This is a genomic window from Streptomyces sp. NPDC040622, assembly GCF_055593965.1.
On record NZ_JBVIXD010000008.1, the window covers coordinates 349,397 to 373,932 of the forward strand.

Consider the following 24,536-nt stretch of genomic DNA (forward strand, 5'->3'; position numbering starts at 1 on the left):
CACGCGGACCTGGCCGGACGACACGTGGCCGTCGCCCGAGCGCGAGGTGCGACGTCCTTGGATTGCAGGGCCGGTCGGGCATTCGGGCTCGTCCCGGCCCTCCGGCCGGTCCACACCGCTGCGCGTCAGCTCTGGATTCGCACCAGATTCCCCCGCTCGGCAGCACGGGACGTTACTCGAACCTCACAGGTCCCGCACACCCTTGTCACCTCATTCGTAACTGTGCTCTAATTCGCCCGAATCTGAACTCAGTTAACAGGGGAAGCCGGTCGAAGTCCGGCGCTGACCCGCAACCGTAGGTTCGCCGAGCACCTCAAGTGCGCGGCGGGCGAGCCGGATTACCTGGACTGAGGGACAAGTGACTGACGCCGTCGCGGACTACGGCGTGGTACGGACGGTTCCTCCACGAGGAACCTCGGCCCCCGGGCCGCCTATCACGTGCGGGACCGCCACGGATGAAGCCCAGGGGGGCAGTGGTGGGGCACAGAGGCGGGAGACGGGGCCGGGGCGTGCGCGCGAGATACGTCTCATTGCTGTGTACGGCCACCCTGGCAGTGGGCGGCGGCGCGCTCCTGCTCAACGGCGCCACCCCCGCGGCCGCCGACCCGATCGAGAGCTGCACCGCCACCAAGGGCGCGGTCGTCGCGGTGGACTTCGGCGACTGGGGAGGAGGCGTCGTCCGAGGCTGCGACGCCACCCCCACCACCGGCTACGACCTGCTGCACGAGGCCGGATTCAGCACTGCGGGGACCCGGCACGACGGCCCCGCCTTCATCTGCCGCCTGGGACACCAGGAGTTCGACTCCGGTAGGCAGTACCCGACGCGGGACGAGGAGGAGTGCAAGCTCACCCCGCCCGCGTCCGCCTACTGGTCGTACTGGATCGCGCCGCGCGGCCAGGACTACTGGACGTACAGCCCGCTCGGCGCCATGAGCCGGCAGCCGAAGAACGGCTCAGTGGAGGCGTGGGTGTTCGGCGCGACCGACCCGGACGGCACGAGCGGCGGTCCGTCGTTCACGCCCGCCCAGGTCAGGGCGGGCGGCCAGAGCGACCCCGGCGACAACCCGCCCGACGTCGAGCGCGCCGAGGTGGACCTCGACGCGGCGGACGCCTGGCTCAGGAGCAGACTCACCGAGGGCGACCACATCCGCGACGAGGGGACAGCGGGCGCCGACCTCTACCAGACGGCGCACACCGCCCTCGCGCTCGCCGCCTCCGGTGGCCGCGGTACCGCGCTCACCCGGACGACGTCCTATCTCGCGGCGCGCACCGAGGAGTTCGCCTACCCGCAGGGCCCCGGCAAGGACCCGAACCCGGCGGGCGCGGCCCTGCTCGCGCTCCTCGCCGAGAGCAACGGGGGCGACCCGCACTCCTTTGGCGGCCACGACCTCGTCGGCGACCTGGGAAGGAGCGTGTGCGCCGGCGGCGGCACGGACGCCTGCGTCGCCAAGGGGGATTTTCCCGCCGTGGGTGACGTGGAGACCCAGGCCCTCGCCGTGCTCGCGCTGCACCGCGCGGGCCGGAAGATCCCCGCCGACGCGGTCGCCCGCGTGGCCGCCCACCAGTGCAAGGACGGCGGCTTCAGCCCCACACTGCTGCGCGACGGTCAGACCTGCACCTACAGCGACCCCGCCACCACCCCGTACGCGGTCATCGCCCTCCAGCAGGCGGGCGGGTACTCCGATGTCGTGGCGAAGGCGCGCAAGAACCTGCGGGACGCCCAACTGCCCACCGGCGCGTACGGCGCCTACCCGGGCGTGACCACGGGTGACATCAGCGCCACCGGCAGATCGGCCCAGGCCCTGCGTCTGCTCGGCGACACGGTCCGCGCGGACGCCGCGGTCTCCTGGCTGTCGCGACAGCAGACGAAGGGCGGCGGCTTCGGCTTCGACGAGGGCGCGCAGGATCCGGAGCTCTATCCGACCTGGGGCGCCGTCCTCGCCGGGGCGCGCACCAGCCTGGCCTCCCTCACCGCGCGACCGCCGGAGCCGCCCCGGCCGCCGACCACCGACCCCACGGACCCGACCGGTCCCACCGACCCGGGTGACCCCACGGGACCGAACCCGCCCTGGTCCCCCGGTGAGGGCCCCGACCTGAAGAAGGGCACCGCCTACCTCACCGCGGGCTCCCGCCTCAAACAGGGCCACTACTACGAGAACATCGCCGGTACCGGCTTCGCCGACTACGGCCTGACCATCGACGGCGCCTACGCGCTCGCGGCCACCGGCCGTGACAACGACGCGCTGCGCGGTGTCGTCGACTTCCTCGACGGCAAGGGCAAGGACGGCGCGACGCCGGGCCGGACCGTCAACGACTGGACGGGCGTGGGCACTTCGCATGCCGCAGGTGGCTCACTGGGCAAGGTGGCGGTGCTCGCCCAGGCCGTCGGCCGGGACGCGCGCGACTTCGCGGGCCAGGACCTGATCAAGGCACTCGACACGTCCGTGTGCGAGAGACCGAGCCCGGCGCCGGACCGCAGCTGTCCGGCCAAGGGCGCCTACACGTACGCCCCTTCGGTGTTCTCGCAGTCCCTCGGCGTCATCGCCCAGCTCCGCGCCGGGGAGAAGACGTCGGCCGCCGCCCCCGTCGCGTACCTGCGGAGCCTGCAGCACTCCTCCGGGGCCTGGCCCAGCCTGATCCCCTCGACCGGCGACTCCGAGGTGGACTCCACGGCGATGGCCGCCATGGCCCTCGACCTGGTGAAGGACGCCGCGTCGGAGAAAGCCGTCGACAAGGCGCTCGCCTGGATCGCCACCAAGCAGCTCCGGGGCGGCGGGTTCCCCGGCGCCTCGGGCAACTCGGTCAACTCGGCGGCCCTCGCCGTGCAGGGGCTCTCCCTGGACGCGGCGAAGTACGGTGCCGAGATCAAGAAGGCCCGCAGGTTCCTCGCCGGGCAACAGAACACGGACGGCGGGTTCAACGTCGCGGCGGGCGGTCAGCGCGGTTCCGACGTGCGCGCCTCCACGCAGGGCCTCGGCGGGGCGGTCGGCACCTCCTTCGGCACGCTCGTCAGGGACCTGGACGGGACGACTCCGCAGCCGCCGCCCCCTGCGTCCACCGACGGCCCCTCGGGGAACGCCACTCCGGACATCGTGACCCCCGGCGCGGACGGCGGCGCGGGCCCCTCGGCCGCGGGGCCCTCGCCCGACGGCGCCCTCGCCTCGACCGGTGCGCACGTGGCGGCACTCGCCCTGGCAGCCCTCGCCCTGTGCCTCGCCGGGTGGCGCACGGTCGTCGTCGCCCGCCGCCGCACTGCCACAGGAGGCCACCAGTGATCATCCGTTTCCTGCGTACGTTCGCGGGTGCGACCGGCGCCCTGACGCTGGCCGTCGCGGCCCTGAACGCCACAGCCGGTCCTGCCACCGCCGCGCCCCGGCCCATGGGCCAGTGCACCACCCGCGCGGGAGCCGTGCTCGCCGTCGACTTCAGCGACTGGGGCGGACCCGTCTTCCGCTCCTGCGGCACCACGCCGACCACGGGCTACGAGCTGCTCAACCAGGGCGGCTGGCGGACCACCGGCACCGGCCACGACGGCCCGGCCTTCATCTGCCGGATCGGCTACAGCGGCTACAAGGGCGGCAAGCAGTTCCCGACGGCGGCACAGGACGACTGCGTCCTCACCCCGCCCGCCTCCGCCTACTGGTCGTACTGGCACGCCGACCCGGGCGAGAACACCTGGGAGTACAGCCAGCTCGGCGCCATGCTCTACAAGCCCAAGCCGGGCAGCGTCGACCTGTGGATCTTCGGCGGCACCAACATCGAGGGCACCAAGGGCCGCCCGACGCTCGCCCCCGACCAGCTGCGCGCCCACAACGCCCGCCCCACCGGCGGCGGCAAGCCCCGCTCGGCATACGAGAGGCGGACCTCCAAGCCGCTGCCGCCGAACGTCGACACCGGACCCGCTCCGGAACGGCCCGCCAAGAAGAAGAGCGCCGCGCCGCCCCCGGAGCCCGGCAAGTCCGCGAAGAAGCCACCCCCCTCGCCCTCGCCGTCCGATTCACCCTCCGCGACCCCTTCGGCGAGCGGCGCGGCGGGCGGGGCGAAGGCCGGGCCGAAGCCGTCCTCCAAGGTCATCGACGCGGCCCCGGCGGCCGACGCCGCGCACGACGCGGGCTCCTACGCACCGGCCGCCACCACCGGCGCGCTGGTCCTGCTCATCGGGGGCGCAGCCGTGTACGCGGCCCGGCGCCGCCGCCGTACGGAGTAGTCCGTGCCGGACAGCACTCCGACAGGGCGCACAGGCACCTCCGGTGTACGCGCAGGTGCCGCTGACGCGCTCCGGGGCGCGCCGGGAACGCCGGCAGCCGCGCCCGCCGTCGCCCCCGCGCGCCCACACGCGGCCGAGCGGCGGCTGCCCCGCACCCTGCACCCGATGGCCTGGTGGGTGTGGGCCCTGGCCCTGGCCACCGCGGTCAGCAGGACCAACAACCCGCTGCTGCTCTTCCTCGTGCTCGCCGTCCTCGGCCACGTCATCAGTGTGCGCCGCACCGAGGCGCCCTGGGCCCGCGGCTTCAAGTACTACCTGTACCTGGCGCTCACCGTCATCGCGATCCGCGTGCTCTTCCGCGCCCTCTTCGCCACCGGCATCACGCCGCACGACCACTTCCTCTTCTCGCTGCCGCACATCCCCACCCCCGACTGGTACGCGGGCATCCAGCTGGGCGGCCCGGTGTCACTGGAAGCGCTCCTCTCCGCCGCCGTGGACGGCCTGCGCCTTGCCTGCATGCTCTGCTGCGTCGGCGCGGCCAACACCCTGGCCAACCCCAAGCGGGCCCTGCGCGTCCTGCCCGGCGCGCTCCACGAACTGGGCGTCGCCGTCACCGTCTCCATCAGCGTCGCCCCGCAACTGGTCCAGAGCGTGCAGCGGGTGCGCCGCGCCCGGCGACTGCGCGCGGGGCGGACCAGGGGCCTGCGGGCACTGCGCGGCATCGTCGTGCCGGTGCTCGAGGACGCGCTGGAGCGTTCGTTGCGCCTGGCGGCCGCCATGGATTCGCGCGGCTACGGCCGCGCGGGCACGGCGACGCGCCGCTCGCGCCGCCTCACCGGCGCGCTGATGCTCCTTGGCATGTGCGGGTTGTGCGCAGGCGCGTACGGACTCCTCGACGCCACCGCTCCGCGCCTCCTCGGCTTCCCCGCCATGGGGGCCGGCGCGGTGCTGTGCGTGGCCGGACTTCGGCTCGGCGGGCGCCGGGTCACCCGGACCACCTACCGGCCCGACCCCTGGCGATTCGAGGAGTGGGCGGTGGCGGGCTGCGGCGTCCTGTCGGCCGTCCTGCTCTTCACCAACGTCGGATTCAACGCGGCGGAGCTCAACCCGTCCATCTACCCGCTGAGCTGGCCGACGCTCCCGATGGTTCCCGCGGCGGCCGTCCTGCTCGCGGGCGCCGCCGGATTCCTGGCACCGCCGCCGCTTCCCGTGTCGCTCCCGTCTCCGGGCACCACGCGGCGCCCCGCGCCCCGCGCCCGGCACCCCCAGAAAGCCGCCGCCAAGTGATCACCTTCGACCACGTCTCCGTCGCGTACGACGACACGGCCGAGCCCGTCCTGCACGACGTCGACCTCACCGTCGAGGAGGGCGAGCTCTGCCTCGTCGTCGGCGCTACCGGCGTCGGCAAGTCCACCCTGCTCGGCACCGTCAACGGCCTGGTCCCGCACTTCACCGGCGGCACCCTGTACGGCACCGTCACCGTCGACGGCCGCGACACCGCGGGCCACCCGCCCAGGGAACTCGCCGACGTGGTCGGCATGGTGGGCCAAGACCCCTTGGACGGCTTCGTCACCGACACCGTCGAGGAGGAACTCGCGTACGCCATGGAGCAGTTGGCCGTCCCTGCCGACACCATGCGCAAACGCGTCGAAGAGACCCTCGACCTGCTCGGCCTGGCCGACCTGCGCCACCGCGCCCTGCACGAACTCTCCGGCGGCCAGCAGCAGCGCGTCGCGATCGGGTCGGTCCTGACCGCCCACCCGCGCGTGCTGGTCCTGGACGAACCGACCTCCGCGCTCGACCCGACCGCCGCCGAGGAAGTACTCTCCGCGATCACCCGCCTCGTCCACGACCTCGGCGTCACCGTGCTGCTGGCCGAGCACCGCCTGGAGCGCGTCGTGCAGTACGCCGACCGGGTCCTGCACCTGGCGGGCGACGGACGGGTCGAGTCGGGCCCACCCGCCCGGATGTTCCGCACCGCCCGTGTCGCTCCCCCGGTCGTCGAACTCGGCCGCACGGCCGGCTGGGACCCCCTGCCGCTCTCGGTCCGTGACGCCCGCCGCGCCGCGGCCCCGCTGCGCGCCAGGCTGGCCGGCGCACCCGTGCCGCCCGCCCGGCCACCGGCCCCCGCGGCGCGGGAATCGCGGCCGAGACTCCTCGACGCGCGCGGAATCAGCGTCCTCTACCGGGGCCAGGTCCTGCCCGCCGTGCGCGAGGTCGACCTGGAGCTGCGCGGCGGCGAGACCGTCGCCCTGATGGGCCGCAACGGATCCGGCAAGTCCTCGCTCCTGTGGGCGCTGCAGGGCTCCGGACACCGCACGGACGGCACCGTGCGCGTCACCCCGTGGGGCGCACCCGCGGTCGAACGCCCGGCCCGCGCCCAGGACCCCGGCTCGGTCTCCCCCACCCAGGCCCGTCGCCTGGTCGGCCTGGTCCCCCAGACCCCGACCGACCTCCTGTATCTGGAGAGCGTCAAGCAGGAACTCGACCGGGCCGACGCCGAGTCCGCCGCCGACGGCACCGGATCGCTCGCCCGCGACATCCTGGACCGGCTGGCCCCGGGCATCGACGGCGCCGCGCATCCACGGGACCTTTCCGAGGGGCAGAAGCTGGCCCTGGTACTGGCGATCCAGCTGTCCGCGGCGCCCGGCGTCGTCCTCCTGGACGAACCGACCCGGGGCCTGGACTACCGCGCCAAGGCACAGCTCACCGGCATTCTCGACGCGCTCGCGGCCGAGGGCCGCGCGGTCGTGGTCTCCACGCACGACGTCGAGTTCGTGGCCAGGACCGCCGACCGGGTGGTGGTGATGGCCGAGGGTGAGACCGTCGCGGACGGAGCCGCGGCCGACGTGGTCATGTCCTCACCGGTGTTCGCCCCTCAGGTGGCCAAAGTCCTGTCGCCCCTGCCCTATCTGACGGTGCGCCAGGCAACTGCCGCGCTCTGCGACGCCGAGGAGGGCGACGACAGGTGAGTACCGCTCCGGGACGGCTCCGCACCACGGCGATCCGCATCACGCCCCGGGCCGGATTCGTCATCGCCCTGGCCGCGTTCGTCGGTCTGGTCGCCTTCTTCTGGCCGTTCGTGGTCGCCCCCGGCAAGTTCGGCTCCTCGTACGCCCCGCCGCTCATCTTCGGCGCCCTGCTCGTCCTGGTGCTCTGCGTGGTCATCTCCGAGATCGCCGAGGGCGGGATCAACTCCAAGGCACTGGCGATGCTCGGCGTGCTCTCCGCCGTCAACGCGGCCGTCCGGCCGCTGGGCGCGGGCACGGCGGGCATCGAGACCGTCTTCTTCATCCTGGTCCTGGCGGGCCGGGTCTACGGTCCCGGCTTCGGCTTCACGCTGGGCTGTACGTCCCTGTTCGCCTCCGCCCTCATCACGGGCGGCGTGGGGCCGTGGATGCCGTACCAGATGTTCGGCTGCGCCTTCGTCGGCATGCTGGCCGGCCTGCTCCCCCGTGCCACGGGCCGCCGCGAGGTACTGCTGCTCGCGGTGTACGGCTCCCTGTCGGGCTACCTCTTCGGCTTCCTGCTCAACCTCTCCTTCTGGCCCTTCTCCCTCGACCCGAACAGCTCCATCGCCTACCTGCCGGGCCTGCCCTTCACCGAGCAGTGGCAGCGCTACCTCGCCTTCGACCTGGCGACCTCGCTGGGCTGGGACACCGGCCGCGCGGTCACCAACTTCGGCTGCGTGCTGCTCGCGGGCCCCGCGGTCCTCACCGTCTTCCGCCGGGCCGCGCGCAAGGCCCGCTTCCAGGCGCCCATCAGGTTCGTGCCGCGCCGCACCCGGCCTTCCCACCCTGCCGACCGGTCAAGCACGTCAACCACGTGTTCCAGCTCACCTCTCGAATGTCGGTCGGACTCGATCCATCGGCGGACGGGCCCGTAAGGTGATCGGTGCAGCTGGTTCGCCCTGTCCGCCAGACAGGCGCGTCGCAAGAGGGAACCCGGTGGGAATCCGGGACTGCCCCGCAGCGGTGAGCGGGAACGACCGCCGTCACACGCACTGGGACCGGAGACCGGTCCTGGGAAGCGACGGCTATTAGGTGTCCTCTTCGAGGGCGTGCCCGCGAGTCCGAAGACCTGCCCGCTGTCCGCACACGAACCCTTCGTGCGCGGATATCTCGGTGACCTCGAGGGCGGGTCGGCGTACACACCAGACGGGCGACGCGCCGACCGCGCGAGCACACACCGTCCGGTTCGTCGCCCTTCGCGCTCTCGTCCCGTCCCCGGGATCTCAGGGATTCATCTCGCGAAGGAGATCTCCGTGACCGACAAGTCCGCAGCCGCGGCAGCACGGGCCACCGTGTACGGCTACCCCCGCCAGGGCCGCAACCGTGAACTGAAGAAGGCCGTCGAGGGGTACTGGAAGGGCCGCGTCACCGCCGACGCCCTCCGGGCCGCCTCCGCCGAGCTTCGCCGCACGAACTGGCGGGAACTCGCCGACGCCGGCATCGGCGAAGTCCCCACCGGCGACTTCTCGCACTACGACCATGTCCTGGACACCACGGTCATGGTCGGCGCCATTCCCGCCCGCCACCGTGCCGCCGTCGACGCCGACGCGCTCGACGGGTACTTCGCGATGGCGCGCGGCACCCAGGACGTGGCGCCGCTGGAGATGACGAAGTGGTTCGACACCAACTATCACTACCTGGTGCCCGAGTTGGGACCCGACACCGTCTTCCGCGCCGACTCCACCAAGCAGGTCACCGAGCTCAAGGAAGCCCTCGCCCTGGGGCTCACGGCCCGCCCGGTCCTCGTGGGACCCCTCACCTACCTCCTGCTGGCCAAGCCCGCCCCCGGAGTGGCCGACGACTTCAACCCCCTCACCCTCCTGGACCGGCTGCTTCCCGTGTACGCCGAGGTCCTCGCCGACCTGCGCGCGGCGGGCGCCGAGTGGGTGCAGCTCGACGAGCCCGCCCTCGTCCAGGATCGCACCCCGGCCGAGCTGAACGCCGCCGAACGTGCCTACCGCGACCTCGGCGGCCTCCCCGACCGCCCCAAGCTCCTGGTCGCCTCCTACTTCGACCGCCTCGGCGACGCGCTCCCCGTACTCGCGAAGGCCCCCGTCGACGGCCTCGCCCTCGACTTCACCGAGGCCGCGGCCGCCAACCTCGAGGCGCTCGCCTCCGTCGGCGGACTTCCCGGCAAGCGGCTCATCGCCGGTGTCGTCAACGGCCGCAACATCTGGGTCAACGACCTGGAGAAGTCCCTCACCACGCTCGGCACCCTCCTGGGGCTCGCCGACCGCGTCGACGTGGCGGCCTCCTGCTCCCTCCTCCATGTCCCCATCGACGCCACCCTCGAACGGGACATCGAGCCGCAGATCCTGCGCTGGCTGGCCTTCGCCCGCCAGAAGACAGCCGAGATCGTGACGCTCGCCCGAGGCCTGGCCCAGGGCACCGACACGATCTCCACCCAGCTCGCCGCCAACCGCGCCGACCTGGCATCGCGGGCCGGCTCCCCCATCACCCGCGTCCCCGCCGTCCGCGCCCGCGCCGAGGCCATCACCGACGCCGACGCGCGCCGCTCCCAGCCGTACACGGAGCGGGCCGCGGCCCAGCGCGGCAGCCTCGGCCTGCCGTTGCTGCCGACGACGACCATCGGGTCGTTCCCGCAGACCGGTGAACTGCGCGCCGCCCGCGCCGACCTGCGGGCCGGACGGATCGACGGCGCCGGGTACGAGGAGCGCATCAGGACCGAGATCCAGGAGGTGATCTCGTTCCAGGAGAAGGCCGGCATCGATGTCCTGGTGCACGGCGAGCCCGAGCGCAACGACATGGTGCAGTACTTCGCCGAACAGCTCACCGGCTACCTCGCCACCCAGCACGGCTGGGTCCAGTCCTACGGCACCCGCTACGTCCGCCCGCCGATCCTCGCGGGCGACATCTCGCGGCCCGAGCCGATGACGGTGCGTTGGACGACCTACGCCCAGTCCCTGACCGGCCGCCCCGTCAAGGGCATGCTCACCGGCCCCGTCACCATGCTCGCCTGGTCGTTCGTCCGCGACGACCAGCCTCTCGGCGACACCGCACGCCAGGTGGCCCTCGCCCTGCGCGACGAGGTCGACGACCTGGAGGCGGCCGGGACTTCCGTCATCCAGGTCGACGAGCCCGCCCTGCGCGAGACGCTGCCGCTGCGCGCCGCCGACCATCCCGCCTACCTGACGTGGGCCACGGAGTCGTTCCGCCTCAGCACGAGCGGAGTGCGTCCGGAAACCCAGATCCACACCCACATGTGCTACGCCGAGTTCGGGGACATCGTCCAGGCCATCGACGACCTCGACGCCGACGTCATCAGCCTCGAAGCCGCCCGCTCCCACATGCAGGTCGCCCGCGAGCTCGCCGCACACGGCTATCCGCGCGAGGCCGGACCGGGCGTGTACGACATCCACTCCCCGCGCGTGCCCAGCGCCGAGGAGGCGGCGAGCCTCCTGCGTACGGGACTTGAGGCCATCCCGGCCGAACGGCTCTGGGTCAACCCCGACTGCGGCCTGAAGACCCGCGGCTGGCCCGAGACCCGCACTTCACTGGAGAACCTCGTCACCGCGGCCCGGACGGTCCGCGAGGAGCTGTCCGCGTCTTGACGTCCTGACGTCCTGACGTCCTGACGCGCGGAACCGCTAGCCCGCCGCCGCGGGCACGACCCGCTGTTCCGGCCCCGCGTACGAGGCGAGGGGCCGGATCAGCGCGTTGTGGGCGAGCTGTTCGGTGATGTGGGCGGTCCAGCCGGTGATGCGGCTCATCACGAAGATCGGTGTGAAGACCGGGATGTCGAAACCCATCAGGTGGTAGGCGAGGCCCGCCGGGTAGTCCAGGTTGGGGTGGAGGCCCTTGCGGCCCGCCATGGCGTGCCGCAGGGCTGCGTGCAGGGTGGCCAGCCGGGTCACCTCGGGGTCGGCGGCCCGGGCGACCAGCCGGTCCAGGGCTTCCTGCATGACCGGGACGCGCGAGTCGCCGTCCTTGTAGACGCGGTGGCCGAAGCCCATGATCCTGCGCCGGTCCGCCAACGCCTCGTCCAGCCACTGCCCGGCCCGGCCGGGGTCGCCGATCTCGTTCAGCATGTGCATCACTGCCTCGTTGGCGCCGCCGTGCAGGGGTCCCTTCAGAGCGCCGATCGCCGCGGTGACCGCGCTGTAGAGGTCGGAGAGCGTGGAGGTGACGACGCGGGCGGTGAACGTCGAGGCGTTGAAGCTGTGTTCGGCGTACAGCACGAGCGAGGTCTCGAAGCAGCGGACGATCTCCGGAGCGGGCACCTCGCCGAAGCACATGGCGAAGAAGTTCTCCGCGTACCCCAGTCCGGGGTCGGGCCGCACGGCGGCGAGTCCCCGGCGGCGGCGCTGGTCCGCGGCGACGACGGTGGGCAGCCTGGCCAGCAGGGTGAGGGACTTGGCGCGGTTGGCGGCGGGGCTGCCGTCGTCCTCGATGGGGTCCTCGGCGCCGAAGAGGCTGACGGCGGTGCGCAGGACGTCCATGGGGTGGCAGGTTTCGGGGAGCCGCGCAAGGAGTTCGGACGTGGTGCGGTCCAGGGGGCGCAGCGCGCGTTCGCGGGCCCGGAACTCCGCCAGCTGGGCCGGGTCGGGGAGTTCGCCGTACCAGAGCAGGTACGCGACTTCTTCGAAGGAGCGGCGGGCGGCCAGGTCCTGCACCGGGTAGCCGCGATAGGTGAGGGAGTTGGACTCCTGGATGACGGTGGAGATCTCGGTGGTGTCGACGACGACGCCGGCGAGGCCGCGGTGGATCTCGGGTGCTCTGTGGGACATGGGGTGCCTCCGGTGCGTCAGGTGCCGGGCGGAAGGGTGAAGTCGAAGACCGCCGCGTCGAAGGACGCGTAGTCCTCGTAGCGGAGGAGTTCGTACAGGCGGGAGCGGGTCTGCATGCGGGGCAGCAGGGATTCCTGGGTGCCTTCGGCGGCCAGGGTGCGCAGTCCGCCCTCGATCGCGCCCATGGCCAGGCGCTGCAGGGTGACGGGGTAGAGGGCGATGTTGTAGCCGAGGTCCCGCAGGGTGCCGGTGCTCAGGAGCGGGCCCTTGCCGAACTCGGTCATGTTGGCGAGCAGAGGCACGTCGACCGCTTTGCGGAACACCTCGAACTCCCGCTCGTCCGCGAGGGCTTCGGGGAAGATCGCGTCGGCGCCCGCGTCGACGTAGGCCCTGGCCCGGTCGACGGCCGCGTCCAGGCCTTCGACGGTACGGGCGTCGGTGCGGGCCATCAGCAGGAAGTGAGGGTCGCGGCGGGCGTCGACGGCGGCCCGCAGCCGTCGGTTCATCTCCTGCCGGGTCACGATCGCCTTGCCGTCGAGATGACCGCAGCGCTTGGGGTTGATCTGGTCCTCCAGGTGGAGCCCGGCGAGTCCGGCGTCCTCCATGAGCTGCACGGTGCGGGCCGCGTTCATCGGCTCGCCGAAGCCGGTGTCGGCGTCGACGAGGACCGGCAGGTCGGTCACCCGGGTGGTCTGCTGGGCGCGGGCGGCGATCTCGGTGGACGTGGTCAGGCCGATGTCGGGCAGTCCGAGGTCGGCGGCGAGGACGGCGCCGGAGAGGTAGGCGGCGTCGAATCCGGTCTCCTGGATGAGCCGGGCGGACAGCGGATTGAGGGCGCCGGGCATGCGCAACAGGCGCCCGGTGGCGAGCTGTTCACGGAAGAGGCGGCGGCGCCCGGCCGGGGTGGTGCGGGTGGGGAGCATCAGAACAGGCCCTTCGGCAGCCGCGTGTCGCAGGCGGCGACGGACTCCGTGTCGACGGCCGGGAACAGACCGTCGAGGTCGGCGGGGGCCGCTTCGGCGAGATGTTCGGCGGCTGCCAGGAAGCGGTCCTGGGCGGCGGGCTCGACGACGCCCTCGGCGAGCGTGCGGAACTTGCGCGCGTAGGCGGGGCGGTCGAAGGGGCGGGCGCCGGCCGGGTGCGCGTCGGCGAGGGCCAGCTCGTCCTCGACGACCGAGCCGTCCGCCAGGGTGAGCACGGCCCGACCGCCGAAGGCGCGGCGCCGCGGGTCGGGGTCGTGGTAGCGCCGGGTCCACTCCGGATCCTCGACCGTCGTGATCTTGCGCCACAGGTCGACGGTGGCGGGGCGGCGGGCCCGCTCGGGGGCGTAGGAGCGTTCGTGGTGCCAGGTGCCGTCCTCCAGCGCGACCGCGAAGATGTACGGCACCGAGTGGTCCAGGGTCTCGCGGCTCGCGGTGGGGTCGTACTTCTGCGGGTCGTTCGCGCCGGAGCCGATCACGTGGTGGGTGTGGTGGCTGGTGTGCAGGACGACCGAGCGCACCTGCTCCAGCGGGCCGGTCCTCTCGCGCAGCCGCCGCGCCAGGTCGATGATCGCCTGGGCCTGGTACTCGGCGGAGTGCTCCTTGGTGTACGTGTCGAGGATCGCGCGCCGCGGCTCGCCCCGCTCGGGCAGCGGCACCGTGTAGTGGCTGCCGGGGCCGTCGAGCAGCCAGGCCAGGAACCCGTCCTCGCCCTCGTAGACCGGCGAGGGGGAGCTCTCGCCGCGCATCGCGCGGTCCACCGCCTCGATGGCCGCCTTCCCGGCGAACGCCGGCGCGTACGCCTTCCAGCTGGAGATCTCGCCCTTGCGGGACTGGCGGGTCGCGGTGGTGGTGTGCACGGCCTGCTGCACCGCCTGGTGGACGGTCGCGGTCGGCAGCCGCAGGAGCGCGCCGAGTCCGCAGGCGGTGGCGGCGCTCAGGTGCGCCACGTGGTCGATGCGGTGTTCGTGCAGGCAGATGCCCTTGACCAGGGCGATGTGGGTCTCGTAGGCGGCGGTGATGCCGCGCAGCAGGTCGGCGCCGGTGCGGCCGGTGTGCTGGGCGACGGCGAGCAGGGGCGGGATGTTGTCGCCGGGGTGGGAGTAGTCGGCTGCCAAGTAGGTGTCGTGGAAGTCGAGTTCGCGTACGGCGGTGCCGTTGGCCCAGGTCGCCCACTCCGGGGAGACCCGGGCGCGGCTGCCGAAGACCGAGGCGCCGGGTGCGGACGCCGGGTGCGCGCCGGCCTGGGAGCGGGCGACGGCGACCGGGCGGCGCAGCAGGGACGCCATGGCGACGGAGGCGTTGTCGATGACGCGGTTGACGGCCATGGCGGCGCTGTCGGCGTCCAGTTCCTCGGTGCCGGTGGCGACCGCCGCGAGCTTCCAGGCGAGCTGCTCCTGTCGGGGCAGCCGGTCGGCGCTGGGGTGGACTCGGACGTGGTGCTCTTTCACGGGACTCCTCACCAAGTCGGCGCGGATGCGCTGTTCGTGCCGTCGAGCCTGCCTCCGTCCCGGCCGCGCGGCCACACCTCCCCGGAGTGGAATCCGTCCACCGGTCCACTGCGAATCCGCGGATTCTGCGAATCGTGCGGATGCTAGATTCGCAGCCGGGAGCCTGCCCACACGCAGCACGCGAACGGGACCACGGGAGGACAGGCATGCCGCGCCGACCCACCGACCGGAAGATCTACGCCCAGGCCAAGCTGCGCAGGCTCCGGCGCGATCAGGGCATGAACCAGGTGGAGATGGCCCGCGCGCTCTCCATCTCGACCAGTTACGCCAACCAGATCGAGCAGGGGCAGCGCCCGCTGACGGCGTCCGTGCTCCTGCGGATCGCCGAAGTGTTCGGTGTGGACGCCGAGTTCTTCTCCGAGGCCGCCGAGGACCGGCTGGCCGCCGATCTGCGGACCGCGCTCGCCGACGAGGCGTGCGGGATGCCGCTGCCGGACGCCGAGGAGATCGGGGAGGCGGCCCGCGACCATCCCGAGGTGGCGCGCGCCCTGGTCGCCCTGCACCGCAGGTACCGCTCCGTCACCGAGCAGGCCGCCGCCCTGGCCTCCCCGGGCCCTGCCGCGTCGGCCTTCCTGCCCGGCGAGCCGCACGACGAGGTGCGGGACTTCTTCTACGCCCACCACAACCACTTCGACCCGCTCGACACCGAGGCCGAGCGCCTCGCGTCCGCCCTCGGACTGCGGCCCGGACGCGCCGCCGATCCCCTGGCCGCGCACCTGGCCGACCGGCACGGCGTGCGGGCCGTGCGGGCATCCCAAGGCCCGCAGGGCCCGACGCCCGACGCCCGGCGCTTCGACCCGGACGCCGGGCTGCTGTTCCTCTCCCCCGGGCTCACCGACGGGCAGCGCGCCTTCCAACTCGCCACCCAGCTGGCCCTGTTGTCCTACGGCTCACTGCTCGACACGCTCGCCCACAGCGCCGCGGAGCTGACCTCGGCGCAGTCGGCCGCCCTGGCCCGGATCGGCCTGGCGAACTACTTCGCGGGCGCGCTCCTCATGCCGTACGCCTCGTTCCAGGGGGCGGCCGAAGAGGTGCGCTACGACATCGAACTGCTGTCCGCCCGCTATGGCGTCGGCTTCGAGACCGTCTGCCACCGCCTGAGCACCCTGCAGCGCACCGGGCGCCGGGGCGTCCCGTTCTCCTTCCTGCGGGTCGACCGGGCGGGCAACATCTCCAAGCGCCAGTCGGCCACCGACTTCCACTTCTCCCGCCTGGGCGGCACCTGCCCGCTCTGGACGGTGTACGAGGCGTTCTCCGCGCCCGGCAGGACACTGACCCAGGTCGCCGAGATGCCGGACGGCAAGCGGCACTTCTGGGTCGCCCGCACCGTGCGCCGCGGCGCGCTCGGGCACCGCTCGCCGCGTGCCGAGTTCGCCGTCGCCCTCGGCTGCGAACTGCGCCACGCCCACCGTCTCGTCTACGCCGAGGGGCTCTCGCTCGACGATCCCGGTGCCGCCACGCCCATCGGTCTCGGCTGCCGCATCTGCGAGCGCAGGGACTGCGCCCAGCGGGCCCGTCCACCGGCCGGCGGCCGGCTCGCCGTCGATCCCGACCGTCGTACACATGTGCCCTATCCGGTGCTCGACGATCACTGACGTGGGCTCTCCCCTGCGCTTTCGAGCTCTGGAACGCAGGGCGCTGTGCAAGTATGCGTGCAGCCGACCGGCGCCTCCCGCGTCGCCCTTCGAAGGCCGAAGGCCCACTGCCATGAGACAAGTTCCCTCACTCATGTTCGTTCTGTCCGTGGCCTGCGCCCTGTGCAAGGCACGCATCGCCCACCTCGAGTTCACCCCGCCCGGCACCGAGCCCGTGAGCATGCCGCGCTGGGACGTGGTACGAAAAGCCGCTTACAGCGCGTCCAGGAACCCCGCGCTGTGGTGGTTCACCGTGGAGAGCGAGGCCTACACGAACGGCGCCGGCGAGAACGTCTCGGCCGACGACGCCGACCGCTACCGACGCGCCTTCCGCTACCCGCGCACCTTCGCCCGCGTCCACACGGCGGGCCTCAAGGGCGATGCGAACTTCTGTGCCCAGTGCGACGTCCCCTACTGCTCCCGGCACTGGCGCCACGGAGAGGGGGACGAAGAGGGTGCGCAGTGCCCTCTGGGCCACCAGCACTGACCGGCCCCGCACACCCATCACCGCCTCTCGACGTCCGGCCGGTCCCGGCGCGGCGCATGGGAGGATGCCGGGCATGGGGTCACGGCTGCCGTTCGGGGAGAAGCTGCGGGCCGAGCTGGGTACGCCCGGCAGGGCCAGAAAACTGGACAGCAGCCCTCGCTCCCGCGTGTGGCGCACCGAGTTGTCCGGCACGCCCGTCGTGGTCAAACAGCTGGTCGAGGGGCCGGGTGCCGACGAGCGGTACGCCCGCGAGGTGACCGCGCTGCGACTCGCGTCCCGGGTCGACCCGCCGGTGGTGCCGGGGCTCCTCGGCACCGACCCCTCGGCGCGGGTCCTCGTCCTGGAACACCTGGCGGAACGGGCTCCCGGCGCGGACTGGTTGACCGACTACGCGGCGGCCCTCGCCCGGCTCCACGCGTTCCCGCGGCCGGGGGCCGAGGTCGCGCTTCCCTCTTGGTCGGGACCGACTCAGGACGACGTCGACTCCTTCCTCACCCTCGCCGGGGCGCTCGGCGCCACCGCGCCGTGCGGGGTCCGGGCCGAGCTGGACGACCTCGTCGACCGCCTGGCCCGCACGCCCGCGCGTTCCCTGCTGCACGGCGACCCCTGCCCGGGCAACGACCTGCACACCGGCGACGGCATAAAATTCATCGACTTCGAGCAGGCCTCGCTGGGCGACGGAATCGTCGAACTCGCCTATCTCCGCATCGGCTTCCCCACCTGCTGGTGCGCGACCGCCCCCGCTGCGCGGCTCCTTCACGCGGCGGAGGCGGCGTACCGCACGACCTGGCGCGAGGCCACGGGCACCGAGGTGCGGGGCGACCTCACGGACGCGTGCGCGGGCTGGCTGCTGCGCGGGGACGCCCTGGTTCAGCGCGCCCGACGCGGGACCACCGACTACCTGGCGAGGCTCCCGGACCATGACTGGCGCTGGGGCACGGCCACCGCCAGGCAGCGGCTGGCCCACCGCCTCGGCGTCGTCAGCGAGATGACGTCCGGGGGCGGCCGGCTGGCGGACCTGGGACGCCTCTCCGCGGCGATGCGCGCCGCCATGAACACCCGTTGGCCCACGCTACGGCCGCTGCCGTCACAGCGGCCGTAGCCGGTCCGAACCGGTGCGGGGACGGGGCGTTGGGGTGTCTCAGCGGCGCCGCTCCGTGTAGCGCCACAGGACATGCACCACACGGAGCACCCCCAGCACCCCGCCCACCGAGGCTCCCGTGATCAGCAAGGCCTTGTCGACACCGGGAGGGAACTGCCAGACGGCGGCAGGGCCCGCGATCGCCCCGAACACCACGGCGGCGAGAAAACACGCACTGACCAGCGCATAGCCGATCTCGACGGTGATCTCGTCACGCTCTGCCTGGCTCCGTCTCGTTGTCGTCATGGCCCCAGCATGACACCAGGGCCAAGGCCGTGCGAGCCTCTTCGACGAGGCTCGCACGACGTGCGCATCACTCCGCTCCGGCGCTATCTCACGGTGAGTTCCGCGATCCCTGGATGCTTCTTCGCGCCGGCTTCCCCGCGTACCGTCACCCGCACGTACCGGGCACGCCCCGGATCGTCCGCCGTCGCGCGGTGCCAGGTCCGCCCGTCGAGGGAGAGCTCGACGCGGTGGGCGGCGGGCCTCGTGCCGGTCCAGACCGGCGTGATCTTCTTGACGCGGACGGTCCTGCCGAGGTCCGTCGTCAGCCGGCCGCTCGGGCCGTCCGGGACCCAGGCCGTCGCCGTGTTGCCGTCCACGGCGGCGCCCGCGTACTGGCCGGGCTGCTCGGAGGAGGCCGTGGCGGCGGTGCAGCGGGCCGCGTTGGCGGTGGGAGCGAGGTCGGGGCGGCGCGTCTTGAGGACCGCGGGGCTGCCCTCGCTGACGGTCTGCTCGCCCTGCGGCGTGTCGAGCGTCATCGGCGCGCCGCCGGTGAGCCGCACCGTGGTGCGGTGGGCGCCGAGTTCGATGTCGTACGTACGCCCCTGCCAGGCCAGGCCGCGCAGGGTGACGCCTCGGTCGAACTGCGGGGGCAGCATCGGGTCGAGGCGGACGCTGTCCTCCCGCATCCGCAGGCCCGTCAGACCGTGGGTGAAGGTCTGCAGGAATCCGCCCTTGCCGGTGAGGAAGTCGTGCGCGGGCGAGCCCGACAGGGGATCGTCGGCACCGGCCTTGTCGCCGCGGGCCTCCGAGAACTGCGCGAAGGGGCCACGGACGAACGGCCTGATGGAGCGCTCCAGATAGGTGTACGCGGAGCAGCCGGGCTCGCCGATTCCGGCGGCGTCGACCGCGTGCACGGAGTCCGTCATGGCCGGGCCGTCCGGGTCGGTGCGCTGCGCGTAGTAGTCGAGGGTGCCGGTCGCGGCGCCCTCCGGCATCGGCCACTGGAGCGGATACATCAGCAGGACGGTGTCGGCCTGCTTGATGGTGCCGCCGTCGTATCCGTCGTACTGCTGGAAGACCTTGCGCTTCTTGTCGTACGGGATCCGGATGCGGTCGGCGACCGCCGCCCACCGGGCGGGGGCCCGCTCGCCGAGCAGTTCGGCGGCGCGGGTGGCGTGGCGCAGCGCCGTGGCGGCTCCGGCGTTGGTGAAGACCGCGTCGTCGACGCCGTTGCTGTATTCGTCGGGGCCCGCCGTGTCCCTGATCGAGTAGCTGCCGTCCTCGTTGCGGCTGACGCGGCCCGCCCAGAAGTCGGCGATGCCCTTCATCACCGGCCAGCCGCGCTCGCGCAGCCACGTGGTGTCCTTGGTGGCCAGGTAGTACTGCCAGACGGCCAGGGAGATGTCGGACTGGAGGTGGACCTGGGTGCGGCAGTGCGGCGGGTCGACGCTGTGGCACTCCGTGGCCAGGTCGCCCGAACTGCCGCTGTTCCAGGGGTAGAAGAGGCCCTTCTGGCCGAGCTCACGGGCGTTCTCCCGGGCCTGGGTGCGGGTCCGGTAGCGGTAGTCCACCACGGTCCTGGCTAGTGCGGGCCGGGTGGCGAGCAGGCCGGGGTACATCCAGGTCTCGGCGTCCCAGAAGATGAGGCCCGCGTAATTGTCGCTGGTCAGGCCCGCCGGAGCGATGCTGTTGGCCGCGCCTTGGCGGGTGTTGGAGAACAGTCCGTACTGCGCGGACCGCACCCACGTCTGCATGTCCCGTCGCCCTGGCACCTGGATGTCGCTGCGCCACAGCCGTGCCCAGGCGGCCGTGTGGGAGCGGAGCAGGGGCCGCCAGCCCCGGTCGGCGGCGCGCAGGGATGCGGCGGTGGCGTCCCTGCGCGGCGCCCGCGAGGTCAGGTCCGTGTCGACGCCGACGTACTTGGTGAAGTCGTAGGACTGCCCGCGCCGGACCGGCAGGGCGAGAGCCTGTCGGGCCGTCAATTTCTGTGCCTGCGCGGCACGGTGGGCCTGCGTGCCCTGCGCTCCGCGTCCGGCGCGCAGGGTGGAGGCGACGGCCCCGTCCACGTTCGTGCCGTCCGTGCGGAAGGCGACATCCATGCTCGTGCGACTGCCGCCCGGACTCTTCTCGGTCCGGTCGCCGCCCCCGGTCTGCCGCATCCGGCGCGCGCCGCGTCCGTCCAGCACGTCGGTGACGGTGGCCCGGCCGCTCCAGTGCGGTGTCATGCGCAGGCGCACCGCGCCCACGTGGGGATCGGCGCGGTCGGCGAGCACGTCGTACACGAGGTCGGTGCGGCGGCCGTCGGACGCGGTCCACGTCAACGACGTGCGTACGACGCCGCAGTGGAGGGAGAGGGACTGCCGGTAGTGGGAGATCCGGCCGGACGGTGTCGAAGAGTTGAAGGTATCGCCCTGCGCCCCGCCGGTACCGACGGTCAGCGCGGTCCAGGTGGGCAGCGCTGCCGCCGCCTGCCGGTCCTCGGCGGTCCGCTTGTTGTGGGCGTACAGACCGGAGACGAAGGAGCCGTCGTAGCGCGGGGTGAACAGCGGCCAGCCGGTCTTGTCCTTGCTGTCGGCGTATCCGGCACCGTTCGGCGGCACACGCTGACCCAGGTAGCCGTTGCCGACGAAGGCGTGGTGGGTGTCGGTGGCACCGGGGCGCGTGGTGCCGAGCGTCCATCCGTCGTCCTTGCGGCAGTCGGCGGCGGCGCGGCCGTCGGCACGGTTGTTCCGCGCCGTCTGTGAGGCCGCGGGTGGCACCCAGGCAATGAGCGCTCCGGCCACCAGCACCGCGGTCAGTCGGGCGGCACGCGGCCGCGTGCCGAGGGAGTACGTCATTGTTCTCCGTCACTCTGGTTTCGCCTGCGAAGTCCAGGGACCATAAATTTCCTGAACAGTCCACGTCAATAGATCTACGTTCCCGGTCAAGTATCGAACGCGAGGGGCGCGCATCGGAGTGCGCGCGCCGGTCCTGTCGGGCGACGGAGAAGCATCCGCCGGCCGGTCCGACCGGATCTGCCAGGCCGCGTCCCGGCTGCGCCTTGCGGATGCGACGCGCTCCGGAGCGGCACGGCTCGACACGGTTACGGTGGGCTCACCACAGACCCCCAAAGCCTGACAAATGCCCACCCGCTACCACCTGCGAGGCGTTTCTCCATGAGCCTGTCCATCCGCAACCAGATCTCCGGCATCGTCACCGCCGTCACTCCGGGCGAGGTCATGGCGACCGTCAAGGTCCGCCTGGAGGGCGGCCAGGACATCATCGCCGCGATCACCCTGGAGGCGGTCAAGGAGCTCGGCATCGCCGAGGGCTCCGAGGTACGCACCCTGATCAAGTCGACCGAGGTCGCCCTGGCCACCGGCCCGGTCGAGGGCCTCTCGATCCGCAACCAGTTCCCCGGCACCGTCGCCGACGTGGCCACCGGCGGCGCCATGGCCTCCGTCAAGGTCACCGTCCAGGGCGGCGAGCTGACCGCCGCCATCACCAAGGACGCCGTCACCGACCTGCGACTCGCCGCAGGCACGTCGGTGGTCGCGCTGGTCAAGTCGACGGAGATCTCCCTCGCCACGGCCTGATCGCCCCGGATACACGGACGGGCCCCGCGTGCTCACTGGTGCGGGGCCCGCTCATGCGTGTGTCGACCGGGCTCACGGGCCCGTGATGTCATGGCGGCATGCTGCGTAAGAACTGTGTGACCAGAAACCACATTTCGGTGTGGCATGAACGTGCCCTGCCGAACGCTCCCGAACTGGTCACGTTCCGGGCCGTGTTGCGCGGCTCTCTCCTGCCGCTCCTGGTCTGGGCCGGCGTCGCGTGCTTCGTGTTCTTCCTGTACGCGCCAGTCGCGGCGGTGGGCCTGGTGGGACTCTTCGCACTGTCTTTCATCGTGGGGTTCCGGCTCCGCCGCAGGGCCCGGCACTCTGTCCGCTGCAGCGTCTACGGGGCGATGGGCGGCGTGCTCGACAAGTCCTTTGTCGGGGCCTGAGGCGAGGAGCGAGCCGGGACGGACACCCCGGCTCATCGGCCTCTCCCCGAGGGCTGACGGTCTACGCGGGCACGAAGCCGTGGGGAAGCACCAGGGCCGAGTCCGTGTGAAGCGTGATGCGCGACGGTGTGTACGTGGTGGCCGCGACCCGCGGCTCACCGGTGCCGGGATTGCGGGCGTAGCGCGGGTGGGCGCCTCCGCTGATCTGCCAGCGGACGCGGTGGCCGGGGAGGAAGCGGTGAGCGGTGGAACTCATCGCCACAGTGACCTGCGAGGACGCCTGTCCGGCCGTCCTGAGCCGACCCAACCCGTCGCAGATGTTGACGGACCGGCCTTGCGGGTCCACGTCGCACAGGCGGGTGAACACATCGGCGTGTCCGGTGTCCGTCGAGATGCTCAGCCGTGCGGAGACGGCACCCAGGATGTCCAGGGGTTCGGTCAGCGGTGGTCCGGTGAACGTCAGGACGTCGTCCCGTGCCTCCAGCGTGCCGTTGTCGCGGGGACCGGCGGTGCGGGAGAGCAGCGGGCCGCCGAGGGAGGGCGTGGGGTCGGCCGGGTCGTAGCGGAATGCCGCCACGGGCGCCGAGTCCGCGGGTGCCTGCTGGGTGAGCTGCCCGCCGGCGATGGGGTACCACGGGGTGGCAGCCGCGGCCGGCGGCCAGTCGTCGAGGTCCCGCCAGGAGTCGTCGCCGCCGATGTGCACACGCACCGCGGTGGGACGCAGGCCGGAGCGGTCGGCGCACAGGTGGGCGCGCAGCCATGCGAGGCTTTCGGTGAATACCTCGGCCCAGCCTTGCTGCAGGGCCGAGGTGTGCGTCCAGGGGCCGACGAGCAGGGCGGTCTCGCATCCGGCCCGGCGCAGCCGGTCGTGCTGTTCGAAGGTCTGGTCGACCAGCGCGTCGTGCCATCCGCTGATCAGAGCCGTGGGCACGCCCAGCCGGTCCGCCGACCCCGCCATCGACGCGCCGCGCCAGTAGGCGTCCTCGGCATCAGGGTGTGCCATCACGTCGTCCAGCCAGGGCAGTCGGCTCCCGAGGGCCGACACGTATGCCCCGCGCAGGGGCCGCGCGGTGATGACGTCACGCAGGCGGCGCTGGAGACGCAGCGTCGCCTTGAGGAACGGCGCCATGCCCTGGTGCTGGTAGGTCATGCCCATGCCGACGGCGAGGGCGTTCTCCAGGCGGAGCGCACGGCCCGCGTGGAACAGGGCGTGGGGGTCGTGCAGCCCCACCTGCACCACCATGGCCTTCAGCTCCGGCGGCGGGGCCTGGGCCAGGGCCCACTGTGTGTAGCCCAGGTAGCTGGGGCCGACGGTCCCCAGCGTCCCGTCGAACCAGGGTTGCTCGCGCAGCCAGGACACCGCGGCCCGGCCGTCGGCGGTCTCGTTGCGCCACAGGTCGAACGCGCCGCCCGAACCGCCGGTGCCGCGGCAGCTCTGCAGGATCACGTGGAAGCCCTGCTCGGCGAAGAGCAGGCCGTACTGAGGCGACCACGGCAGCCCTCGGCCGTAGGGCGAGCGGACCAAGAGGGTCGGGAAGTCGCCCTGGGCGCGCGGGAAGTAGTGGTCCGTGATCAACGGGCTGCCGTCGGCGGCCGGCACCACCAGACCCGGCTCCCAGCCGGCCTCGTACCGCTTGTCCGGGAGACCTCGCCAGGTCGCCCTCATCATCCGTGCGGACAGCGGCGGCTTTCCGGCGGGCGGCATCCAGGCCGGTCCGGCCACGACGTCGGGCGTGCGTGATGTCATCGTCCCCTCCTCTATTCTCGTACTACGTACGAGAATAGAGGATGCTTGGATGACCTTGGCAAGAGCCATCGCCCAGCAGGTCGGGGAAGTCGGGGAAGGAGAAGGAAACCGTGCCCAGTGACGGAACGTCCGACGCCGTGGGCGTCGGTCCCGAACAGCTCTGGCTGCGTCCCGCCGAGCCCCGGCGTGGCCGCAGGCCGTCCTTCAGCCGGGAGACGATCACCGCGGCCGCCGTCGCCCTGGCCGACGCGGAAGGGCTGGAGGTGGTCACCATGCGGCGGGTGGCTGCCGAGGTCGGCGCGGGCGTCATGTCGCTCTACAGCTACGCCCCCGACAAGGAGACGCTGCTGGAGCTGATGGTCGACCACGTCAGCGGCGAACTCACGGTCACGGAGCCGCCCGGCGGGGACTGGCGCGCCGATCTGAAGACCGTGGCGCACCTGCAGCGCGCCCACATGCTGCGCCACACCTGGCTGCCCGCCGCGTTGTCCACCCGCCGCGTTCCTGGCCCCAACACGCTGGCCTTCCTGGAACACGTGCTCGCCGTCCTGCGACCCACCGGTCTTGACGGCGCGGCGAAGCTCGAGGTCTTCGCCCAGCTCACCTCCTTCGTGGCCGGGCACGCCGCCCATGAGATCGCGCAGGCCGCGGCCTCACGGTCACCGGACCGGGCCGCGGCCGAGGCCCGCTACCTCGCCGCCGTCGCCGCTGACGGCCGCCACCCGGAACTCGCCGAAGCCCTGGCCGCCGCCGGGCGCCCCCTCACCCCCGAGGCCACCTTCACCCGGTTCCTCAACCGTCTGATCGACGGCATCGACACGGACTGACGCCACGCACGTGCCGCCGGCCCGCGTCCCGCC

General features: G+C 72.6%; 18 protein-coding genes and 3 riboswitches. Of the genes, 12 read left to right on the top strand and 6 right to left on the bottom strand.

The features are described from left to right. Positions 1-56: 56 nt before the first annotated feature. A riboswitch (cobalamin riboswitch) is annotated at positions 57-205 on the bottom strand. A 12-nt stretch (positions 206-217) separates the two neighbouring features. Beyond that, positions 218-361: riboswitch (cobalamin riboswitch) on the top strand. 94 nt (positions 362-455) lie between these two features. The 6 genes from ACZ592_RS24800 to metE all read left to right on the top strand — a co-directional run bounded on the left by ACZ592_RS24800 (position 456) and on the right by metE (position 10,790). After that, the gene (locus tag ACZ592_RS24800; RefSeq protein ID WP_471583808.1) at positions 456-3,275 is read left to right on the top strand and encodes a prenyltransferase/squalene oxidase repeat-containing protein; all 2,820 of its coding nucleotides are present in this window, start codon (positions 456-458) and stop codon (positions 3,273-3,275) included. After that, positions 3,272-4,207: a hypothetical protein gene (locus tag ACZ592_RS24805; RefSeq protein ID WP_471583809.1), complete on the top strand. Its 936-nt coding sequence runs from the start codon at positions 3,272-3,274 to the stop codon at positions 4,205-4,207. Before ACZ592_RS24800 ends, ACZ592_RS24805 begins: the two co-directional genes overlap by 4 nt. A gap of 144 nt (positions 4,208-4,351) precedes the next feature. After that, entirely contained in the window at positions 4,352-5,494 is a 1,143-nt protein-coding gene (locus tag ACZ592_RS24810; protein ID WP_471583986.1) for an energy-coupling factor transporter transmembrane component T, read from the top strand. Further along, positions 5,491-7,179 (top strand): ABC transporter ATP-binding protein, encoded by a 1,689-nt coding sequence (locus tag ACZ592_RS24815; protein WP_471583810.1) that lies wholly within the window; start codon positions 5,491-5,493, stop codon positions 7,177-7,179. Before ACZ592_RS24810 ends, ACZ592_RS24815 begins: the two co-directional genes overlap by 4 nt. After that, positions 7,176-8,093 carry an ECF transporter S component gene (locus ACZ592_RS24820; protein ID WP_471583811.1) on the top strand — a complete coding sequence of 306 codons (918 nt, stop codon included), beginning with the start codon at positions 7,176-7,178 and terminating at the stop codon, positions 8,091-8,093. The genes ACZ592_RS24815 and ACZ592_RS24820 overlap by 4 nt, the downstream gene beginning before the upstream one ends. Continuing rightward, a riboswitch (cobalamin riboswitch) is annotated at positions 8,092-8,309 on the top strand. (Overlaps the previous gene by 2 nt.) 162 nt (positions 8,310-8,471) lie before the next feature. Further along, positions 8,472-10,790 carry a 5-methyltetrahydropteroyltriglutamate--homocysteine S-methyltransferase gene (metE, locus tag ACZ592_RS24825; RefSeq protein ID WP_471583812.1) on the top strand — a complete coding sequence of 773 codons (2,319 nt, stop codon included), beginning with the start codon at positions 8,472-8,474 and terminating at the stop codon, positions 10,788-10,790. Between the two features lie 36 nt (positions 10,791-10,826). On the opposite strand, the gene ACZ592_RS24830 is transcribed toward metE, so the two are convergent. From ACZ592_RS24830 to ACZ592_RS24840, 3 genes are read right to left on the bottom strand one after another with little or no spacing between them, the layout of a single operon-like run. Further along, positions 10,827-11,966: a bifunctional 2-methylcitrate synthase/citrate synthase gene (locus tag ACZ592_RS24830; RefSeq protein WP_471583813.1), complete on the bottom strand. Its 1,140-nt coding sequence runs from the start codon at positions 11,964-11,966 to the stop codon at positions 10,827-10,829. A 17-nt stretch (positions 11,967-11,983) separates the two neighbouring features. Next, positions 11,984-12,889, bottom strand: coding sequence for a methylisocitrate lyase (prpB, locus tag ACZ592_RS24835; RefSeq protein WP_471583814.1), 906 nt, complete (start codon positions 12,887-12,889; stop codon positions 11,984-11,986). Then, complete coding sequence (locus ACZ592_RS24840) at positions 12,889-14,397, bottom strand: MmgE/PrpD family protein (RefSeq protein ID WP_471583815.1); 1,509 nt, start codon at positions 14,395-14,397, stop codon at positions 12,889-12,891. The genes prpB and ACZ592_RS24840 overlap by 1 nt, the downstream gene beginning before the upstream one ends. A gap of 206 nt (positions 14,398-14,603) precedes the next feature. On the opposite strand from ACZ592_RS24840, the gene ACZ592_RS24845 reads away from it, so the two are divergent. The 3 genes from ACZ592_RS24845 (at position 14,604) to ACZ592_RS24855 (ending at position 17,680) form a co-directional block, all read left to right on the top strand. Beyond that, on the top strand, positions 14,604-16,052 hold the full coding sequence (locus tag ACZ592_RS24845) for a short-chain fatty acyl-CoA regulator family protein (RefSeq protein WP_471583816.1): 1,449 nt from the start codon (positions 14,604-14,606) through the stop codon (positions 16,050-16,052). A gap of 133 nt (positions 16,053-16,185) precedes the next feature. After that, the gene (locus tag ACZ592_RS24850) at positions 16,186-16,578 is read left to right on the top strand and encodes a hypothetical protein (protein WP_471583817.1); all 393 of its coding nucleotides are present in this window, start codon (positions 16,186-16,188) and stop codon (positions 16,576-16,578) included. A gap of 73 nt (positions 16,579-16,651) precedes the next feature. Continuing rightward, a complete protein-coding gene (locus ACZ592_RS24855; protein WP_471583818.1) occupies positions 16,652-17,680 on the top strand; it encodes an aminoglycoside phosphotransferase family protein in 1,029 nt (342 codons plus the stop codon). Positions 17,681-17,719: 39 nt separating this feature from the next. On the opposite strand, the gene ACZ592_RS24860 is transcribed toward ACZ592_RS24855, so the two are convergent. Further along, the gene (locus ACZ592_RS24860) at positions 17,720-17,965 is read right to left on the bottom strand and encodes a DUF6332 family protein (RefSeq protein WP_471583819.1); all 246 of its coding nucleotides are present in this window, start codon (positions 17,963-17,965) and stop codon (positions 17,720-17,722) included. A gap of 83 nt (positions 17,966-18,048) precedes the next feature. Next, positions 18,049-20,781 carry a discoidin domain-containing protein gene (locus ACZ592_RS24865; RefSeq protein WP_471583820.1) on the bottom strand — a complete coding sequence of 911 codons (2,733 nt, stop codon included), beginning with the start codon at positions 20,779-20,781 and terminating at the stop codon, positions 18,049-18,051. Between the two features lie 318 nt (positions 20,782-21,099). On the opposite strand from ACZ592_RS24865, the gene ACZ592_RS24870 reads away from it, so the two are divergent. After that, the gene (locus tag ACZ592_RS24870) at positions 21,100-21,519 is read left to right on the top strand and encodes a TOBE domain-containing protein (RefSeq protein WP_471583821.1); all 420 of its coding nucleotides are present in this window, start codon (positions 21,100-21,102) and stop codon (positions 21,517-21,519) included. A 98-nt stretch (positions 21,520-21,617) separates the two neighbouring features. Next, positions 21,618-21,929, top strand: coding sequence for a hypothetical protein (locus tag ACZ592_RS24875; RefSeq protein WP_471583822.1), 312 nt, complete (start codon positions 21,618-21,620; stop codon positions 21,927-21,929). A 61-nt stretch (positions 21,930-21,990) separates the two neighbouring features. On the opposite strand, the gene ACZ592_RS24880 is transcribed toward ACZ592_RS24875, so the two are convergent. Further along, a complete protein-coding gene (locus ACZ592_RS24880; protein ID WP_471583823.1) occupies positions 21,991-23,676 on the bottom strand; it encodes a CocE/NonD family hydrolase in 1,686 nt (561 codons plus the stop codon). A 110-nt stretch (positions 23,677-23,786) separates the two neighbouring features. Here ACZ592_RS24880 and ACZ592_RS24885 point away from each other — a divergent pair, with 110 nt between their 5' ends. Further along, complete coding sequence (locus ACZ592_RS24885) at positions 23,787-24,503, top strand: TetR/AcrR family transcriptional regulator (protein ID WP_471583824.1); 717 nt, start codon at positions 23,787-23,789, stop codon at positions 24,501-24,503. The last annotated feature ends 33 nt before the right edge of the window (positions 24,504-24,536 follow it).

Coding starts and splice junctions, on each gene's coding strand:
- ACZ592_RS24845 (WP_471583816.1), top strand. CDS start 14,604: ATGCCGCGCCGACCCACCGACCGGAAGATCTACGCCCAGGCCAAGCTG.
- ACZ592_RS24875 (WP_471583822.1), top strand. CDS start 21,618: ATGCTGCGTAAGAACTGTGTGACCAGAAACCACATTTCGGTGTGGCAT.
- ACZ592_RS24865 (WP_471583820.1), bottom strand. CDS start 20,781: ATGACGTACTCCCTCGGCACGCGGCCGCGTGCCGCCCGACTGACCGCG.
- ACZ592_RS24880 (WP_471583823.1), bottom strand. CDS start 23,676: ATGACATCACGCACGCCCGACGTCGTGGCCGGACCGGCCTGGATGCCG.
- ACZ592_RS24830 (WP_471583813.1), bottom strand. CDS start 11,966: ATGTCCCACAGAGCACCCGAGATCCACCGCGGCCTCGCCGGCGTCGTC.
- ACZ592_RS24870 (WP_471583821.1), top strand. CDS start 21,100: ATGAGCCTGTCCATCCGCAACCAGATCTCCGGCATCGTCACCGCCGTC.
- ACZ592_RS24850 (WP_471583817.1), top strand. CDS start 16,186: ATGTTCGTTCTGTCCGTGGCCTGCGCCCTGTGCAAGGCACGCATCGCC.
- ACZ592_RS24860 (WP_471583819.1), bottom strand. CDS start 17,965: ATGACGACAACGAGACGGAGCCAGGCAGAGCGTGACGAGATCACCGTC.
- ACZ592_RS24855 (WP_471583818.1), top strand. CDS start 16,652: ATGGGGTCACGGCTGCCGTTCGGGGAGAAGCTGCGGGCCGAGCTGGGT.
- prpB (WP_471583814.1), bottom strand. CDS start 12,889: ATGCTCCCCACCCGCACCACCCCGGCCGGGCGCCGCCGCCTCTTCCGT.
- ACZ592_RS24800 (WP_471583808.1), top strand. CDS start 456: ATGAAGCCCAGGGGGGCAGTGGTGGGGCACAGAGGCGGGAGACGGGGC.